We start from the raw sequence: 16,080 nt of genomic DNA on the forward strand, positions 1-16,080 counted from the left end.
GACGGGCCCCGCCGCGGTGCTCGGGGGCCTGCGCGAGGGGCGCGACGGAGTGGCGGAGACTGTTCCCTACGGGATACCGACCGCTTAGTATGTCGCTGGCGAGGGGGCCGGCGTGCCCTCCGCCCCACCGCGTATCCAAGGTCTGTGGAGGCACCAGGTGAAGGCATGGCGCGTACACGCGAACGGCGAGCCGCGTGAAGTGATGCGGCTGGAGGAGGTGCCGGACCCGCAGCCGGGGCCGGGGCAGCTGCTGCTGCGGGTGCGGGCCGCCAACGTCAACTTCCCGGACGCCCTGCTGTGCCGCGGCCAGTACCAGGTGCGGCCGCCGCTGCCGTTCACCCCGGGCGTGGAGATCTGCGGCGAGGTGCTCGCCGTGGGGGAGGGCGCGACCGCTGAGCCCGGTGCGCGGGTGCTGGCCCAGCCGCCGCTGCCGGACGGCGGCTTCGCCGAACTCGCCGTCGTCGACGCGGCGACGGTACGCCCGGCGCCCGAGGCCCTGGACGACGCCGAGGCCGCCGCGCTGCACATCGGCTACCAGACCGGCTGGTTCGGACTGCACCGCCGGGCCCGGCTCCAGGCGGGCGAGACCCTGCTCGTACACGCCGCGGCGGGCGGTGTCGGCAGCGCCGCCGTCCAGCTCGGCAAGGCCGCGGGCGCGACCGTCATCGGCGTGGTGGGCGGCGCCGACAAGGCCCGGACCGCCCGTGAACTGGGCTGTGATGTCGTCCTCGACCGGCGCTCCGACGACCTCGTCGCCGCCGTGAAGGAAGCCACCGGCGGCCGCGGCGCGGATGTCGTCTACGACCCGGTGGGCGGCGAGGCGTACGCCAAGTCCGTCAAGTGCATCGCCTTCGAGGGCCGGATCGTCGTCGTCGGCTTCGCGGGCGGCGCCATCCCCACCCCGGCGCTCAACCACGCGCTGGTGAAGAACTACGCGATCCTGGGCCTCCACTGGGGCCTGTACAACACCAAGGACCCGGCCGCCATCGACGCCTGCCACGAGGAACTCACCAAGCTCGCCGCCCAGGGCGTCATCAAGCCGCTGATCGGCGGACGCGTCCCGCTGGAAGGGGCCGCCGACGCCGTCCAGCGGGTCGCCGACGGCACCTCCGTCGGCCGGCTCGTGGTGGTCCCCGGAGCGGAGGAGGCCCGATGACGGACGCCGATGACCTGCGCCGGCGCACCGCCGAGCTGCTCGCCGCACACCCTCCCGCCACGACCGGGCGCCTGGAGTTCCTGCGCGCCCGCTTCGACGCCGGGCTCGCCTGGGTGCACTTCCCGAAGGGCCTCGGCGGACTGGACGCGCCGCGCTCCCTGCAAGCCGTCGTCGACGCGGAACTGGAGGCCGCCGGGGCCCCCGGCAACGACCCCGGCCGCATCGGTATCGGCCTCGGCATGGCCGCGCCCACGATCCTGCGCTTCGGCACCGACGAGCAGAAGCAGCGGTTCCTGCGCCCCCTGTGGACCGGCGAGGAGGTGTGGTGCCAGCTGTTCAGCGAGCCCGGGGCCGGCTCCGACCTGGCGGCGCTGGCGACCCGCGCGGTCCGGGAGGACGGGGGAGAAGCCGGAAGCGGGGGCGACTGGATCGTCGACGGCCAGAAGGTCTGGACGTCCAGCGCGCATCTGGCCCGCTGGGCGATCCTGATCGCCCGCACCGACCCCGGCGTCCCCAAGCACCGCGGCATCAGCTACTTCGTGTGCGATATGACCGACCCCGGTGTCGAGGTGCGTCCGCTGCGGCAGATCACCGGCGAGGCCGAGTTCAACGAGGTCTTCCTCACCGGCGTCCGGATCCCCGACGCCCACCGCCTCGGTGCGGTCGGCGAGGGCTGGAAGGTCGCCCAGACCACGCTGATGAACGAGCGGGTCGCCATCGGCGGCGCCCGCATGCCCCGCGAGGGTGGGGGCACCCCCGCCGAAGGCAGGGGGAGCATGATCGGCGTCGCCGCCGCAGACTGGCGCGCCCGCCCCGAACTGCGCACCCACGACCTGCACCAGCGGCTGCTGAAGCTGTGGGTGGAGGCCGAGGTCGCCCGGCTCACCGGCGAGCGGCTGCGCCAGCAGATGACCAAGGGCCAGCCCGGCCCCGAGGGCAGCGGCATGAAGCTGGCCTTCGCCCGGCTCGCCCAGGAAATCAGCGGCTGGGAGGTGGAGTTCCTCGCCGAGGACGGGCTGACCTACGACGACTGGACGATGCGCCGGCCCGACGGCGTCGACTTCACCGGCCGCGAAGCCGGCTACCGCTATCTGCGCGCCAAGGGGAACTCCATCGAAGGGGGCACCTCGGAAGTGCTGCTCAACATCGTCGCCGAACGTGTGCTGGGGCTGCCGCCCGAGCCGCGCACCGACAAGGACGTCGCGTGGAAGGACCTCCCCCGATGAACGACGGGACCACCCTGCCCGGCTCCGCGGCGCCCGACCCCGACCTCCTCTACTCCGAGGACGAGGACGCGCTGCGCGCCGCCGTACGGTCGCTGCTCGCGGATCGCAGCGATCCGGCCACCGTGCTCGCCGGCCTGGAGTCGGACGTCGCCTACGACACCGGCCTGTGGCACTCCCTCGCCACGGAGATCGGCACCGCGGGCCTGCTGGTGCCCGAAAAGCTCGGCGGTGCGGGCGCCACCGCCCGCGAGGCCGCCGTGGTGCTGGAGGAGATCGGCCGCGCCGTCGCCCCCGTGCCCTATCTGACCAGCGCGGTCCTCGCGGTGACCGCCCTGCTCGGCTGCGAGCACGACCGTGCGGACGTCGCCGCGTCGCTCGCCGCACTCGCCGAGGGCCGCACCGTCGGTGTGCTCGCCGTCCCGCTGCCCACCGCCCCCGGCGGGCTGTCCGGTCCGGCGTCCGTACGGGCCGATGCCGGCGGCGCCCTCACCGGCCGGGTGACCTCGGTCGCCGATGCCGCGGCCGCCGAACTCCTGCTCGTCCCGGCCCAGGGACCCGACGGCCCGGCGCTCTACGCGGTGGACCCGTCGGCGGGCGGGGTGCGTACCGACACCGTCACCCCGCTCGACCTCACCCGCCCCCTGGGCCACCTCACCTTCGACGGTGCCCCCGGCCGCCTCCTGGCCACCGGGGACCGCGCCAGTGCCACCGTCGACCGCGCCCTGCTCACCGGTGCCGGACTGCTCGCCTCGGAGCAGCTGGGCGTCGCCGAATGGTGTCTGGCCGAAACCGTGCGGCACACCGCCGAGCGCACCCAGTTCGGCCGCCCCGTCGGCTCGTTCCAGGCGCTCAAGCACCGGATGGCCGCCCTCTGGCTGGATGTGGCCTCGGCCCGCGCCGCCGCCCGGAACGCCGCCGACGCCCTCGCCACCGAGAGCCCCGACGCCCCGGTGGCGGTGGCCGTCGCCCAGGCGTACTGCGCGCCGGTGGCGGTGCGTGCCGCCGAGGAGTGCGTCCAGCTGCACGGCGGCATCGGCATGACCTGGGAGCACCCGGCGCATCTGTACCTCAAGCGGGCCAAGAGCGATGAGCTCGCCCTCGGGTCGCCGGGGCGGCACCGGGAGGCCCTGGCGGGGCTGGTCGGGATCGCCGCGCCGTAAAGGCTGTGGGCCGGGTGCCGCCGGTCAGTTGGTGATGGTGAAGGTCCGGCTGAAGGCGCGGACCGCGCCGTCGCCGGCGGTCGCCACCTCCAGGAAGTAGCGCTTGCCCGGCGGCACCCGGGGCAGCGTCACCAGCGCCTCGCCGGCCCGCCCGGCACCGGCCTTGGTCGCGACCAGCGCCACCCGCTCCGACTCGCCCCCGCCGGTCGCCGTCCGCAGCCAGACGTCCACCTCCTCGCCCGTGCTGTTGTTCCAGGTCACCACGAAACTGCCGTTCGCCTTGTAGTCGACGCCGGGCTCCGGCGCGGTCACCTCGATCCGCCCTGTCGGGGGCGAGGCGAACTCCTCGGGGTCGGCACTGGCGGCGGGGGCACCGAGGGCGGAGGTGGCGGCCCGCGCCGCCGAGCCCGCATGGCCGGCCGTGGCGGCCATCGCCCGGCCCGCCGCGGGACCACTCTTCCCGGTGTCCGGGCGCGACGGCGCCAGCGAGATCACCAGCATGCAGCCGACGGCGGTGGTGGCGACGGCGACGGCCAGATTGGTGGCCATCGAGGTGGCCCTAGACATCGTCTCCTCGTTTCCTCGGGGGAGGGGCGAGCCGAACATCCCCGGCACCTCGGACATCAAAAACGACGCGCTGAGCGATCACCTGGATGGACAGTTCCGGCGCGACAGCCCCCCGGACGCAAGGGAGAATCCACCGCTCGGGACGGAATTGATCCAGGCTCCGGTGATGTCCTGAAAGTGCGGTTCGGGTAGCGTCGAACACATGAAGACCGCAACGCGTCGTGCGCTGATCGGACCAGTCCTCCTGCTGGTGGCCGCGCTGCTGGCGGTGGTCGCCGCGATGGCACCGGGTGCCCGCGCCGCCGGGGGGCTGGACGAGGCCGCGGCGGCCCTCGAAAAGGGCCCGGTCTACGTCGATCCCCGTGCCGCGGACCAGTTCTCCCGTGCCCAGGCGGACGCGCTGGCCAAGAAAATCAAGGACGCGGACAAGCCGATCTTCGTCGCCGTGCTGCCGCGGGCCGCCGAGTACCAGCCCGGCACCCTGCTCCAGAACCTGCGCACCAAGGTCGGCATCAGCGGCGTCTACGCCGTCGAGCTCGGCAACGGCTTCAACGCCGGCGCCGACCCGCGGGTGATGACGCGCGACTCGGTGCAGAACCTCGTCGGATCGGTCAAGAGTTCCGACTACCCCACGGTCAACGAGCGCTTGAACAGCTTCGTCGACACGGCCGCACGGTCGGCCCACGGCCAGGCCCCCGCCTCCTGGGGCGGCTCCGGCGGCAGCGGCTTCGACACCGGTACGGCGATCGGGCTCGGGGTGCTGGTGGCCGTCGGAGGCGGCGGCGCCTACGCGATCGCCCGCCGCAACCGCAGAAGGCGGATCGAGGCGGAGCGGGCCGCGCTAGAGGATCTGCGGGTCGTCGTCGACGAGGACATCACCGCCTTCGGCGAGGAGCTGGACCGGCTCGACTTCACCCCCGGCGAGCCCGGCGCCGACGACGCGATGCGCACGGACTACACCCATGCACTGGACTCCTACGAGAACGCCAAGTCCGCGATGGCGTCGGCCCAGCACCCCGGTGACGTCCAGGCGGTGACCCGGGCGCTGGAGGACGGCCGGTTCTCGCTGGCCACCCTCGACGCGCGACGCGAAGACCGGCCGCTGCCCGAGCGCCGGCTGCCCTGCTTCTTCGACCCACGGCACGGTCCGTCCGTCGTGGACGTCCGGTGGGCCCCGGAGGGCGGTGCCGAGCGCACCGTGCCGGTCTGCGCCGCGGACAAGAGCCGGATGGACGACGGGCGGGAGCCGCTGGCCCGTACGGTCAGGACCGCGAACGGCGACCGCCCCTACTGGGACGCGGGCCCGGCCTACGGCCCCTGGGCCGGCGGCTACTTCGGCGGCGGCCTGCTGCCCGGCCTCCTGGTGGGCACCCTGCTCGGCAACATGATGATGTCGTCCGCCGCCTACGGCGCCGACTTCGGCGGTGCGGGCGCCGACGGCGGGGACTACTCCGGATCCGACTTCAACAGCGACGACTTCGGCGGCGGCTTCGGTGACGGCGGTGGCTTTGGAGACGGTGGCGGCTTCGGTGGCGGCGGCTTCGACGGCGGCGGAGGTTTCTGAGCGCTGAGGGCTCCTGGACCGCCCGGAGCGGCCGGCGCCCCTCGGCCCGCCCGGAGTGCTCGACGCCCCCTCGGCGCCCCCGAAGCACTCAGCCCCCCTCGGCCCGCCCCGCCCGCTTGACGCCGAGGAAGCGCCCGTAGCGCGGCCGCGCCGCGAAGTCCGCATAGCGCCATACGGCGGGCCGCCCGGCCTCCCGGCACAGATGCAGGACCTGGTCGGGGCCCAGGTGAACGCCCACGTGCGCGCCGTAGCCCGGTGGCCGGCCGCCGACCGGACCGCCGTCGAACAGCACCAGATCCAGCGGCCGCGGACGCTCCACCCGGTGGGTCGCCCGTTCGTCGGCCCAGAGTTCCGCCGAGCGCAACGGCGGTATCAGCAGGCCGAAGTGGCGCAGCACGGCGTAGGCGTAGCGCTGGCAGTTCGCGCCCCCGGTCAGGTCGTCGAAGGGGCCCGGGGCGGGGCCACGGACGGCAACACCGGCCGCCCCGCCCGCCCCGTATGACGGGCATTCAGGTGTCGTCGCTCCCGGATGGCGGGCACCCGAGTAGGTCACATCGCGCAGCGCCTCGGGAAGCTGCCGGAACGCCACCGTGCCGTGGACGGTGGGGACTTGACGGCCGGGTTCACGGAACACCCGGACATGATGCCGGGGACCGCCCTCATGCCGCACGCCGCGGTGTCGAGCACGCTCACCACATCGGATCCGACGTGCACTCGACACCGCGAGGAGATCCCCGATGGAACGCCGCTTTCGCAAGGCAGCCCTCTGGGGCGCGGCCGCCGCCACCGTCGTGGCGGCGGTCGGCCCGTTCAGCCCGGCGCACGGCGTGCCCCGGCCCGATCCCTCGCCCAAGCCCTCGCCGCGCGGCATGCTCGACGCGATGCGCCGGGACCTCGGGCTGAACGCGGTGCAGGTGCGGACCCGGCTCGCGCAGGAGACCGATGCGCACCGTGCCGCGGCGGCCGTGCGCCGGACGCTGAGCAGCCCGCCCGCCGGGATGTGGTTCGACCGGACCACCGGCAAACTCGTCGTCGCGGTCACCGGCGCCGCCGACGCCCAGCGGGTGCGGGCCGCCGGGGCGGTCCCCAAGACGGTGCCGCACGGCCGCGCCGCGCTCACCGCCCTGATGCGGCAGATCACCGGCCGGGCGGGCGACGGGGTGCCCGGCGTCACCGGCTGGGGTGTCGACGAGCGGGCCAACGGTGTGGTGGTCCGCATGGACCGCACCCGGCGCACCGCCCGGACCGCCGCCTTCGAGCAGTCCGTCCGCGCGCTGGGGGCCCGGTCGAAGATCCCCGTCACGGTCGAGCGCAGCGACCAGACACCGCGTCAGCAGGGCGGCACGGTGGTGGGCGGTGAACGCTGGATGCCCGGCAGCGAGGGGATCTGTTCCATCGGCTTCTCGGTGACCGGGCCGGGCAGTTTCCAGGGCTTTCTGACGGCAGGTCACTGCACGCTGACCCCCGATCAGGCCGCGTTCGGCAAGGACGGCAGCCGCATGGGGACCTCGAACGAGGGCGGCGAGCACAGCGTCAACGACCGCGAGGGGGACTTCGGGCTGGTCGAGGTCGACCGGCCGGACTGGACGGTCAGCGCGGACGTGGCCGGGCAGGGCGGTACGCCGGTCACCGTCACCGGTGCGCAGGAGGGCCTGGTCGGGATGTCGATGTGCCACTCCGGGCAGAGCAGCGGCTGGCACTGCGGGGAGATCACCCGGGTCGACCAGACCGTGGACTACGGCAACACGGTCATCGAGGGCCTGTCGTTCACCAACGCCTGCTCTGCGCCCGGTGATTCGGGCGGCTCGTATGTCACCCAGCCCAGCGCCCCGAAGGCCCTGGGCGTGCACTCGGGCGGCGGCGCCGCCGGCTGCGGCAACTTCGGCGGTGCCACCCTCACCATCTTCCAGCCGGTGGGCGAGATCCTGGACAGGTGGAATCTGCGGCTGAAGACGGGCAGCCCCTGACGCGCCCCGCCGCCCCCGGCCGTCACCGCCTGCCCGGCCGCCGCACCCGGGCCGGGGAGCGGTCCCGGGAAAGGGCCCCGGTCCCTTGATCTCCGCGCCTACGATGTGAAGCCAGTGGCCAATGAGGCGCCGGGGGTCGATGTGGCGGACCGGCGTCTATGGGGGAGCGGGAGAGCGCACATGGCAGAAGCAGCGGAACAGGCAGCCGGTACGGACGCGGCGGGGCCGTTCGCCGTCGGGATCACGGTGCGCGGCTACGAGACGGACACCCAGGGCCATCTGAACCAGAGCGTCTATCTCCAGTACGCCGAGCACGCCCGCTGGTCGCTGCTCCAGGCGAGCGGCATCCGCCAGAGCACCATGGTGGACCGCCGCGTCGGCCCGGTGACCGTCGAGACCACCATCCGCTACCGGCGGGAGCTGCGGGCCGGTGACGAGGTCGGGGTCAGCTGCGCGTTCGTCTGGGGCGAGGGCAAGACCTTCCGGATCGAGCAGACCGTCCGCACGACGGACGGGACGGTGGCCGCCGAGGTGAGCGCCGTCTGCGGGCTGCTCGACCTCACCGAGCGCAAGCTGCTCCAGGACCCGCGGGCGGCCTTCCGCGACCTGGCCGACCGGCCCGCGCTGCTGGGTCTCGGCGACGCCTGAGGAACGTGGCCGGCGGCGCCGCGCCCGTGCCGTACGGCGGCAGCGGGCGGGGCCGCCGACACGAAAGGGTGAACCCGTTCATCCATTGCGCTGCCTGGAGGTCACGGCGGGCACCGGACTGATCCACGTTTGAGCCGTCGGGGGGCATCACACCCGCCCAACGAAAGGCTCCTCGATGGACACCCAGATAGTCCAGGTCAAAATCCATCCCGCCATCGGCATAGCCCGGGTCGGCAACAGCGACAAACCCCCCTTCATCGGCCCGGAATCCCCGGACCAGCCGCCGCTGCCGGCCGGCTCGTACAAGGACAGCGCCGGGAAGGTCATCCGGCAGGCCGCCCGGTTCCGGGTCTACGGCTACAACCAGGCCGGGGAAGCCGTCCGGGAACTCAAACTGGGCGAGGCGGGGGTCACCGAGATCAAGTGGTCGGTGCACCTGGCCAACAAGAAGGCCGCCTGGTACCAGTTCCATCTCGCGCTCGACATCGATGAGGCCGGCGGTCTCCAGGAGACCCAGCTGCGCCGCCGGAACTTCGACGTCCGGGGAGCCGACCGGAAGAAGCTCGTCATCGACGCCGGCCGCAAGGAGATCCGCGCCTCTCTGCACGAGAACGCCGCCCTCGGCGGGAAGATCATGAACCGGGCGGTCCCCCTGGGATCGATCACCACCCAGACCGACGGCCGGCTGCTGGTCGTCGGCGGCGTCGGCAAGTCGGCCTCCTACGCCACTCCCGAAAAGCCGATCTCCGGTGTCGCCAACAACGACACCTGGTACGACGACGTGTCCGACGGCCCGGTCACGGCGGAGGTCACCATCGGGGGCGTCACCAAGAGCGCCAACCCGGCCTGGGCCGTGGTCGCCCCGCCGCACTTCGCGCCCGGTGTGAAGACCGTCCGCACCCTCTACGACGTGCTGTACGACGTGTTCGTCACCGAGCACACCCTGCCCGTCGTGCCGCAGATCTCGTACCCGGACCACATCGAACCGATGCTGGACCGGTTCTGCCAGCTCCAGTGGGTCAACCACGGCTTCGCCACCCAGTTCGGCCGGTCCGGCCCGTACGACTTCCGCGACCCGGCGATGCGCAAGCGGCTCGCCGACCCGGGCGAGGCCAGCCGGGAACTCCGCCGGCAGATCTATGTCCAGCTGCGTGACTACTCCCGGGACGGGACCTCCCCCCTGCCCTGGCCCTGGCTCTACGGCGACGCCATGTCCAGCGGCAAGCCCACCTCCGTCCGGCAGCACATCAAGATCTCCAATGAGCAGGACCGGATGCTGGCCCAATGGGCCGACGGCCACTTCACCACCGGCCCGCCCCGTACGGGCCACCCGGACGTGGACACCGCGCCGGTCGCCGCGCAGCCGGGTCTGCTGGACCGGGGCGCGCTGGAGAACTGCGCTGCCGACGCCTTCCACCCGGGCTGCGAGGTCACCTGGCCGATGCGGCACAAGACCCTGTACTCCGAGCCCTTCCGCATCCTGCACCGCACACCGGAGAACCCGGAACCCGACTACGGAGACGCGCTCACCGTCCAGGAAGCACTGAGCAAGACCGGTCCGCTGCACGCACAGGGGCCGGGCGACCTCACCCGCTGGATGGCCGCCCCCTGGCAGTGCGACGCCGCGAGCTGCCGCTCCGGCTACCAGGTACGCTCCGGGCTCGGCCCCCGCTACAGCCCCTACCTGCCGACCTTCTGGCCCGCCCAGGTGCCCAACCATGTGCTCAAGCAGTCCGACTTCACGACCGTCAACACCCCGCCGAGCGGCTCCGACGACAGCGTCAGGGAGAAGGCCTTCGAGAACCGGGCGGTCTGGCTGCGCGGTCTGAAGGGCACCGACTTCAACAAGCAGCGGCGGCAGATGATCGACGACTGGTACAAGTTCGGCATCGTCGAGACACACGAATACACCGTGGGCGACGGCAAGTTCCCCCAGCACATCCAGGTGGAGTCCGAGCCGAGTTATCCGCCGGCCCTCGACCACGCCAACCTCGTCAACATCCAGGTGCCCGAGGCCGGGGCGCCCCAACTGGCGGGTGTGGCCGACGTCTGGACCGGCGAGGTCCCGGCCGAGACCGTCGAGGCCATGCTCGTCCAACAGGCCATCCAGGAAGTCATGGAGGCGACCGGCCGGGACGAGACGGAGATCGCCGCCGGATACCTGGAGAAGCTCGACCCCTTCCACGGCGCCCAGTGAGCCCCGCCCCCGCCCCCGCCTACGACGTCGTGGTCGCGGGCGGTGGCCCGGCGGGTTGTGCCGCCGCGCTCACCCTCGTCCACGCCGGCCGGACGGTCCTGCTGGCCGACGCCGGTACCGGTCCGCCCAAGGCCGGTGAGGCGCTGGTGTCCATGGGCCGGCTGCTGCTCGCCGACCTCGGCGTCGCCGAACCGGTCCTGGGCAGCGGCCATCTGCCCTGCCACGGCAACCTGTCCGCCTGGGGCTCGCCGGAACTGCACGCCGTGGACTTCCTCCACGACCCCTACGGGCACGGCTGGCACCTGGACCGCCCGCTCTTCGACCGCCGGCTGCGCGCCGCCGCCCGCGCGGCGGGCGCCGAGATCGCCGAGCACACCGCCGTACGGAGCCCCTCCCGGCAGTCGGACGGCACCTGGCGGCTCGCCCTGCGCGACCGGGCCGGCGGGGCCGGGGACCGTACGGTGCGCTGCCGCTGGGTGGTGGACGCCACCGGGCGCGGCGCCGCGATCGCGGTCCGCTCCGGCGCCCGGCGGCGCACCGGAGACCAGCTGACCGCCCTCCACCTCACCCTCGACCCGGCCCCGCAGACCCCCCTCGACGGCCGTTCGCTGGTCGAGTCCGACCAGGACGGCTGGTGGTACACCGCGCTGCTGCCCTCCCGGCAGCGTCTGGTCGCCTACTTCACCGACCCCGATCTGCCCGTCGCCGCCGCGCGCGGAGCCGAGCGCTTCCGCCGGCGGCTGCTGGCCACCCGGCACATCTCCCGCCGGGCCCGCCCGCACGGGCTGACCACCCTGCGCCCGCCCCGCCGGGCCGCCGCCCACAGCGCCCATCTGGACCGGGTGCACGGCGACGGCTGGACGGCCGCCGGAGACGCGGCGGCCGCCTTCGACCCGCTCAGCTCCCAGGGCATCCTCACCGCCCTCTACACCGGGCTGAGCGCGGGCCAGGCCGTCGACGCCCGGCTGCACGGCGACCGGGCGGCCCTCACCGACTATGCGGCCAGGGTCACCACGGCCCGGACCGCCTACCAGCACGGCCACCGCGCCGTGCACGCGCAGGAAACCCGCTGGCCCGACCGGCCCTTCTGGACCCGGCGGCAGCGGAGCTTCCACCACAACCCCCACCTATGAAAGGCGAGACCACACCATGACCCCCACCCCCGCATCCGGCCCCGCATCCGGCTCCACGGACGCACACGAGCACATCCACCGCTTCCTGCTGCTGGGCAAGAAGAAGCTGTTCTTCTACCACCTGGCGCTGTACAACCCCCAGTCCGGCCACAACTACCAGGCGGTCTTCAGCTTCTCCATCAAGGACAACGGCGAACTGCGGAACATGTACCTGAAGGACCTGGCGCAGCACGAGAACGAGCGGGTCTTCTACTCGCTGCGCTGCCCGCACCACTTCGAACTCCCCGAGCTCCAGCAGGGCAAGGAGTTCGGCGTCCACCTGGAGCGGGTCGTCGTGAAGCCGGACGGCAGCCGCGACTTCCAGCAGATGACCACGGCCGAGACCATGGTGGACTGCAAGCGGGAGGACGTGCTCTCCTTCCGCAAGCTCGGCAATCTGCCCTACCCCGAATACCTCACCTACCTGGTGTTCGGCGAGGGCGACGAGATCCACCTCGCCCACCAGCTCGCGGAGCGCCCCAACTGGGACGAGGCCCTCACCATCGCCCCCGCGCAGCCCATCGACCCGGCGCTGCTGAAGAAGGTCCCGACCTTCGTCATCGACTCGATCAGGGACGCTCACGACAAGCTGATCGAGAGCCCGCTGAAGAAGGGGCAGCAGTACCAGGGCAAGATCGACGGGTCCGGCCCGGCGGTCGACTTCACCGTCGGCCGTCAGGCCTGGTTCAACCACACCAGCCTCAACAACTGATCCACGGCATTTCGTTGGCGCCCTGACCCGGACCGGTCCGCGACACCGCCGCGGACCGGTCCGGCCAGGGCGTGCCTCACGCCTGCCGCGTCGGCAGCACGATCGCCTGGCGCAGGTTCACATGGCGGGCACGGCTCGTCGTGTAGGCGATCAGGTCCGCGATGTCATCCGCCGCCAGACCGGTCAGCGCGTCGAACATGCCGCCCAGCTGACCGGCCAGTTCCGCGTTGTCGATGTGGTCGGCCAGTTCGGTGTCCGTGAGACCCGGCTCGATATTGGTGACGCGGACATCACGCGGGCCCAGCTCCGTGCGCAGCGACTGCGAGAGGTAGGTCAGCGCGGCCTTCGTCGCGCCGTACACCGCGTAGTGGGGGAAGGCGATATGCGCGCCGATCGAGGAGATGTTCACCAGATCCGCCGTCCGGCCCGACTCCGCCACCGCGATCAGGTCCGGAGTGAACGCCCGGATGACCCGCAGCGCGCCGGCCACATTGGTGTCCAGCATGCGCTGCCACTCGTCGGCGCGGCCGTCGGTGACCGGGTTCGGCAGCATCACGCCCGCCGCGTTGACCACCAGATCGACCTGCCCGTACGCGGTGTGCACCCGCTCGGCCGCCGCGTCCACGGAGGCGGCGTCGGTGACATCGGCGGCGACAACCAGGGCTTGCCCGCCGGCCTTCTCCATCGTGGCGGCCAGCTCCGCCAGCCGCCCGGCCCGGCGGGCGAGCAGCGCCACCCGCACACCGTGCGAGGCGAGCAGCCGGGCGGTGGCCTCGCCCATACCGCTGGCGGCTCCGGTGACGACAGCGGTGCGGCCGGCGAGGGTGTCGTACGACATGGGGAACTCCTGGGCTGGTGGTGAGAGCCGCCGGGTGTCTCCCGGGGCGAGCACCACACTGCGCCCGGCCACCGCACTTACCCAGGGCTGCCGTTTTCCTGGGTCCGGCAGTACCAGGATGGGAGCGTCGCCGGCGCCTAGGATCAGCGCATGGATATATCCCTGACGGGGGAACTCGGCGACTTCCTGCGTTCCCGGCGCGCCCGCATCCGGCCCGAAGAAGTCGGGCTGCCGGGGCACGGCCGAAGGCGGGTTCCGGGTCTGCGCCGCGAGGAGGTCGCCCAGCTCGCGGGCGTCAGCGTCGACTACTACATCCGCCTCGAACAGGGCCGCGGCCCCTCCGTCTCGGACGCCGTACTCGACGCCATCGGGCGCGTCCTGCGCCTCGACGACACCGAGCAGCAGTATCTGCGCACGGTGGCCAGGCCCGCCGCCCGCCGCACGGCCGCCGCCGGGCCCGCGCCCCAGAGAGTCCGCCCCGGACTGCGCCTCCTCCTGGACACCATGGAGAAGGCACCCGCGTTCGTACTCGGCCGCCGGATGGATGTGCTCGCGTGGAACGCCCTGGGCGACGCCGTCGCCGGCTTCTCACAGATGCCGGCCGAGGAGCGCAATATGCCGCGCCAGGTGTTCCTCAACCCGCAGGCACATGAGCTCTATCCGGACTGGCCCGCGGTGGCCGCCGAGACGGTCGCCTATCTGCGCCTGGACGCGGGCAACCATCCACGGGACAAACAACTGGCGACGCTGGTGGGCGAACTCTCGCTGGGCAGCGAGGACTTCCGCCGGCTGTGGGCGGACCACCAGGTCAAGGAGAAGACCTACGGGGCGAAGCGGATGCGGCACCCCGTGGTGGGTGAACTCACCATGCCGTACGAGACGTTGACGGTGACCGGGGAGCCGGATCAGATGCTGGTGGTCTACACGCCGGAACCCGGTTCCCGTACGGCGGAGCGCCTGGCCCTCCTGGCCAGCTGGGCGGCGAGCCCGGCGGTCTGAGGGGGCGGCGGGCCGAGGGTGCCGGCGCCCTCGGCCTGACGGGACGGGCGCCGCAGACCGATCACACGGCATACGCACCCCGTAGCGCCGCGCTGACCGGGTCACCGGCCCCGTCCTCCTGACCCGGCCCGGTCCGCGACCTCGTCGCGGGCCGGGCCGGGCCGGCCGAAGGACAAGCCCTGGCTCTAGGTAGCGGCGTGGCCCCTACCGCTCGAACCGGCCTGCTGCGACGGCGCCGCGGAAGGTGGTCCAGGTGTCGGGGCCCAGCTGGAGTATGGGGCCTGCGGGGTTCTTGGAGTCGCGTATGGCGACCGTGCCCGGGATGTTGGTGGCCACCTCCACGCACTCCTCCTTGTGATCGCTGTAGCTGGACTTGCGGTAGCTGTAATCGGTCATGGCTCACAGTTCTCTGCTGAGGCTGCTGATGAACGCTCGCGAATCACCCTCCCCGAGGGCATGCTGTGCGATTCGCTCGAACAGTTCATCATGTTGAGCAGCCCCTTCTCCGCCTTCGAGCCACAGCGGATGAAGCGGGACGTCCTTGTAGAGGACGTCCATTGCCCCGGGTTCGGCAAATGAGATGACACTGAAGCCGCAACCCATGCCGAGTTGGGCTCCTGCGCTGAATGGGAGTACGCGGACACTGACATTCGGGCGTTGGGACATGGCATTCAGGTGTTCCAGCTGCCCGCGCATCACGTTCGTGCCGCCGACGAGATTCCGGAGCGCGCCCTCGTGGAGGACCGCCTGAAGGCGGAGTGGAGGGGTGTCAACGAGGCGGCGCTGTCGTGCCAATCGTGCGGATACGAAGTGATCGTCCGAGTTCAGCGCGCTTACGTAATCGGAGGTTTGTAGCAGCCCCGGGACGAAGGCGAGCTGCCACGTCCTGATGGCCGTCGCCGCGCTCTCCAAGACTGCGTACTCCTTCATCGAGGGGGAGAAGGGGGCGTCGTTCCACCAGCCCTTGCTCTTCCGTCGCTCGCGATCGACACGCGCCACCTCAAGAAGCCCGCCCACGGCAGCTGGTTCGTCCACGCCGTACAGCGCACACAAGGCGCGGATGTCCGGGTCGCGCATGGGGACCCAACCGCCCTCCATCTTTGCGACCTTGTTGGTAGAAGCGTTGAGCGTCTTGGCGGCCTGCGTCTGCGTCAGACCTGCTGCTGTCCTCAGGCGAGTGAGCTCCCCACCCAGCCTGCGGCCCAGGACAGTTGACGTGCTGTTTCCCTGCATTGGCTGACTCGCTGTCACGCGAGCAGTCTGGTGCCGGCCGTACGGAGCTCGCAACTCGTGCGGGTTAATTACCCCAAGGTGAATTGAAACGATCTCGCTCGAATACCTACCTTGCGTAGTGAACCGCTCGCGCAGCGAGACCAGCCGGTGACGGCTGCCTCCTGCCCTGAACCGGAGGTGGCCGAAGGTGATCGACTCGCATCCCAGCCCGGCAGAAGTGGTCCTCCATGAGGACGTACTCGACTACACCCCACGCCCCAAAAGCATCGCCCTGGCACGTAACCGCGCCGCCCGCCTCATCGCCGAATGGGGCCACGACCAACTGGCCGACGATGCAAAGGTGCTGGTCTCCGAAGTGGCTACCAACGCTCTGCGCCACGCCCATGTACGCGGCCGACTCTTTCGCGTACGCCTCACCCACACCGACTCCGTACTCCGCATCGCCGTCACCGACACCCGCGGCGAATGCCTCCCTTGCGTCAGAGAGCCCCCGCCGCACGCGTCGCACGGCCGCGGCTTACTGATCGTCCGTACACTCTCGGCCCGCTGGGGCATCCACGTACTCCGCGTCGGCAAGACGGTCTGGTGCGAGCTGGAGCTCAAGCAAAATTTCCAGGTCGGTTGAGGCGCCAGGGCCGGTT

Annotated in this window: 16 protein-coding genes; 11 read left to right on the forward strand and 5 right to left on the reverse strand. The window is 72.0% G+C overall.

Going from position 1 to position 16,080, the window contains the following annotated elements; genetic code table 11:
• The first annotated feature begins 157 nt into the window (after positions 1–157).
• The 3 genes from QT196_RS34160 to QT196_RS34170 are packed head-to-tail and all read left to right on the forward strand — an operon-like array spanning position 158 to position 3,542.
• Positions 158–1,156: an NADPH:quinone oxidoreductase family protein gene (locus tag QT196_RS34160; RefSeq protein ID WP_168482541.1), complete on the forward strand. Its 999-nt coding sequence runs from the start codon at positions 158–160 to the stop codon at positions 1,154–1,156.
• Positions 1,153–2,382, forward strand: coding sequence for an acyl-CoA dehydrogenase family protein (locus tag QT196_RS34165; RefSeq protein WP_266732492.1), 1,230 nt, complete (start codon positions 1,153–1,155; stop codon positions 2,380–2,382). The genes QT196_RS34160 and QT196_RS34165 overlap by 4 nt, the downstream gene beginning before the upstream one ends.
• Positions 2,379–3,542, forward strand: a complete 1,164-nt coding sequence (locus tag QT196_RS34170; protein WP_266732494.1) for an acyl-CoA dehydrogenase family protein — start codon at positions 2,379–2,381, stop codon at positions 3,540–3,542. The genes QT196_RS34165 and QT196_RS34170 overlap by 4 nt, the downstream gene beginning before the upstream one ends.
• Before the next feature lie 24 nt (positions 3,543–3,566).
• On the opposite strand, the gene QT196_RS34175 is transcribed toward QT196_RS34170, so the two are convergent.
• Positions 3,567–4,109, reverse strand: coding sequence for a GPI anchored serine-threonine rich family protein (locus QT196_RS34175; protein ID WP_248001435.1), 543 nt, complete (start codon positions 4,107–4,109; stop codon positions 3,567–3,569).
• A gap of 202 nt (positions 4,110–4,311) precedes the next feature.
• On the opposite strand from QT196_RS34175, the gene QT196_RS34180 reads away from it, so the two are divergent.
• Entirely contained in the window at positions 4,312–5,673 is a 1,362-nt protein-coding gene (locus QT196_RS34180) for a hypothetical protein (protein WP_168482544.1), read from the forward strand.
• An 88-nt stretch (positions 5,674–5,761) separates the two neighbouring features.
• Here QT196_RS34180 and QT196_RS34185 read toward each other — a convergent pair whose 3' ends face one another.
• Positions 5,762–6,307: a cell wall hydrolase gene (locus QT196_RS34185; RefSeq protein ID WP_266732499.1), complete on the reverse strand. Its 546-nt coding sequence runs from the start codon at positions 6,305–6,307 to the stop codon at positions 5,762–5,764.
• Positions 6,308–6,410: 103 nt separating this feature from the next.
• Here QT196_RS34185 and QT196_RS34190 point away from each other — a divergent pair, with 103 nt between their 5' ends.
• The 5 genes from QT196_RS34190 (at position 6,411) to QT196_RS34210 (ending at position 12,369) form a co-directional block, all read left to right on the forward strand.
• Positions 6,411–7,640, forward strand: coding sequence for a S1 family peptidase (locus QT196_RS34190; protein WP_168482546.1), 1,230 nt, complete (start codon positions 6,411–6,413; stop codon positions 7,638–7,640).
• 180 nt (positions 7,641–7,820) lie between these two features.
• Complete coding sequence (locus QT196_RS34195; RefSeq protein ID WP_266732502.1) at positions 7,821–8,288, forward strand: acyl-CoA thioesterase; 468 nt, start codon at positions 7,821–7,823, stop codon at positions 8,286–8,288.
• 175 nt (positions 8,289–8,463) lie between these two features.
• The gene (locus QT196_RS34200) at positions 8,464–10,485 is read left to right on the forward strand and encodes a LodA/GoxA family CTQ-dependent oxidase (RefSeq protein ID WP_168482548.1); all 2,022 of its coding nucleotides are present in this window, start codon (positions 8,464–8,466) and stop codon (positions 10,483–10,485) included.
• Positions 10,482–11,618 (forward strand): FAD-dependent oxidoreductase, encoded by a 1,137-nt coding sequence (locus QT196_RS34205; protein ID WP_290356322.1) that lies wholly within the window; start codon positions 10,482–10,484, stop codon positions 11,616–11,618. The genes QT196_RS34200 and QT196_RS34205 overlap by 4 nt, the downstream gene beginning before the upstream one ends.
• A 16-nt stretch (positions 11,619–11,634) precedes the next feature.
• Entirely contained in the window at positions 11,635–12,369 is a 735-nt protein-coding gene (locus QT196_RS34210) for a hypothetical protein (RefSeq protein WP_266732507.1), read from the forward strand.
• 76 nt (positions 12,370–12,445) lie between these two features.
• On the opposite strand, the gene QT196_RS34215 is transcribed toward QT196_RS34210, so the two are convergent.
• Entirely contained in the window at positions 12,446–13,207 is a 762-nt protein-coding gene (locus tag QT196_RS34215; RefSeq protein ID WP_266732509.1) for an SDR family oxidoreductase, read from the reverse strand.
• Positions 13,208–13,357: 150 nt separating this feature from the next.
• On the opposite strand from QT196_RS34215, the gene QT196_RS34220 reads away from it, so the two are divergent.
• Positions 13,358–14,206, forward strand: a complete 849-nt coding sequence (locus QT196_RS34220; RefSeq protein WP_248001436.1) for a helix-turn-helix transcriptional regulator — start codon at positions 13,358–13,360, stop codon at positions 14,204–14,206.
• A 204-nt stretch (positions 14,207–14,410) separates the two neighbouring features.
• Here the strand turns inward: QT196_RS34220 and QT196_RS34225 are convergent, their stop codons facing one another.
• Entirely contained in the window at positions 14,411–14,602 is a 192-nt protein-coding gene (locus QT196_RS34225; protein ID WP_266732511.1) for a DUF397 domain-containing protein, read from the reverse strand.
• A gap of 3 nt (positions 14,603–14,605) precedes the next feature.
• On the reverse strand, positions 14,606–15,457 hold the full coding sequence (locus QT196_RS34230) for a helix-turn-helix transcriptional regulator (RefSeq protein ID WP_266732513.1): 852 nt from the start codon (positions 15,455–15,457) through the stop codon (positions 14,606–14,608).
• A gap of 169 nt (positions 15,458–15,626) precedes the next feature.
• On the opposite strand from QT196_RS34230, the gene QT196_RS34235 reads away from it, so the two are divergent.
• Positions 15,627–16,064 carry an ATP-binding protein gene (locus QT196_RS34235; protein ID WP_266732515.1) on the forward strand — a complete coding sequence of 146 codons (438 nt, stop codon included), beginning with the start codon at positions 15,627–15,629 and terminating at the stop codon, positions 16,062–16,064.
• Positions 16,065–16,080: the final 16 nt, after the last annotated feature.

Source organism: Streptomyces sp. P9-2B-2 (assembly GCF_030406865.1).
Classification (GTDB): domain Bacteria; phylum Actinomycetota; class Actinomycetes; order Streptomycetales; family Streptomycetaceae; genus Streptomyces; species Streptomyces platensis.

What these genes read in the sequence shown, in the direction of transcription:
- QT196_RS34165 (WP_266732492.1), top strand. Translation starts at nt 1,153, where the DNA reads ATGACGGACGCCGATGACCTGCGCCGGCGCACCGCCGAGCTGCTCGCC.
- QT196_RS34170 (WP_266732494.1), top strand. Translation starts at nt 2,379, where the DNA reads ATGAACGACGGGACCACCCTGCCCGGCTCCGCGGCGCCCGACCCCGAC.
- QT196_RS34175 (WP_248001435.1), bottom strand. Translation starts at nt 4,109, where the DNA reads ATGTCTAGGGCCACCTCGATGGCCACCAATCTGGCCGTCGCCGTCGCC.
- QT196_RS34180 (WP_168482544.1), top strand. Translation starts at nt 4,312, where the DNA reads ATGAAGACCGCAACGCGTCGTGCGCTGATCGGACCAGTCCTCCTGCTG.
- QT196_RS34190 (WP_168482546.1), top strand. Translation starts at nt 6,411, where the DNA reads ATGGAACGCCGCTTTCGCAAGGCAGCCCTCTGGGGCGCGGCCGCCGCC.
- QT196_RS34195 (WP_266732502.1), top strand. Translation starts at nt 7,821, where the DNA reads ATGGCAGAAGCAGCGGAACAGGCAGCCGGTACGGACGCGGCGGGGCCG.
- QT196_RS34200 (WP_168482548.1), top strand. Translation starts at nt 8,464, where the DNA reads ATGGACACCCAGATAGTCCAGGTCAAAATCCATCCCGCCATCGGCATA.
- QT196_RS34210 (WP_266732507.1), top strand. Translation starts at nt 11,635, where the DNA reads ATGACCCCCACCCCCGCATCCGGCCCCGCATCCGGCTCCACGGACGCA.
- QT196_RS34215 (WP_266732509.1), bottom strand. Translation starts at nt 13,207, where the DNA reads ATGTCGTACGACACCCTCGCCGGCCGCACCGCTGTCGTCACCGGAGCC.
- QT196_RS34220 (WP_248001436.1), top strand. Translation starts at nt 13,358, where the DNA reads ATGGATATATCCCTGACGGGGGAACTCGGCGACTTCCTGCGTTCCCGG.
- QT196_RS34225 (WP_266732511.1), bottom strand. Translation starts at nt 14,602, where the DNA reads ATGACCGATTACAGCTACCGCAAGTCCAGCTACAGCGATCACAAGGAG.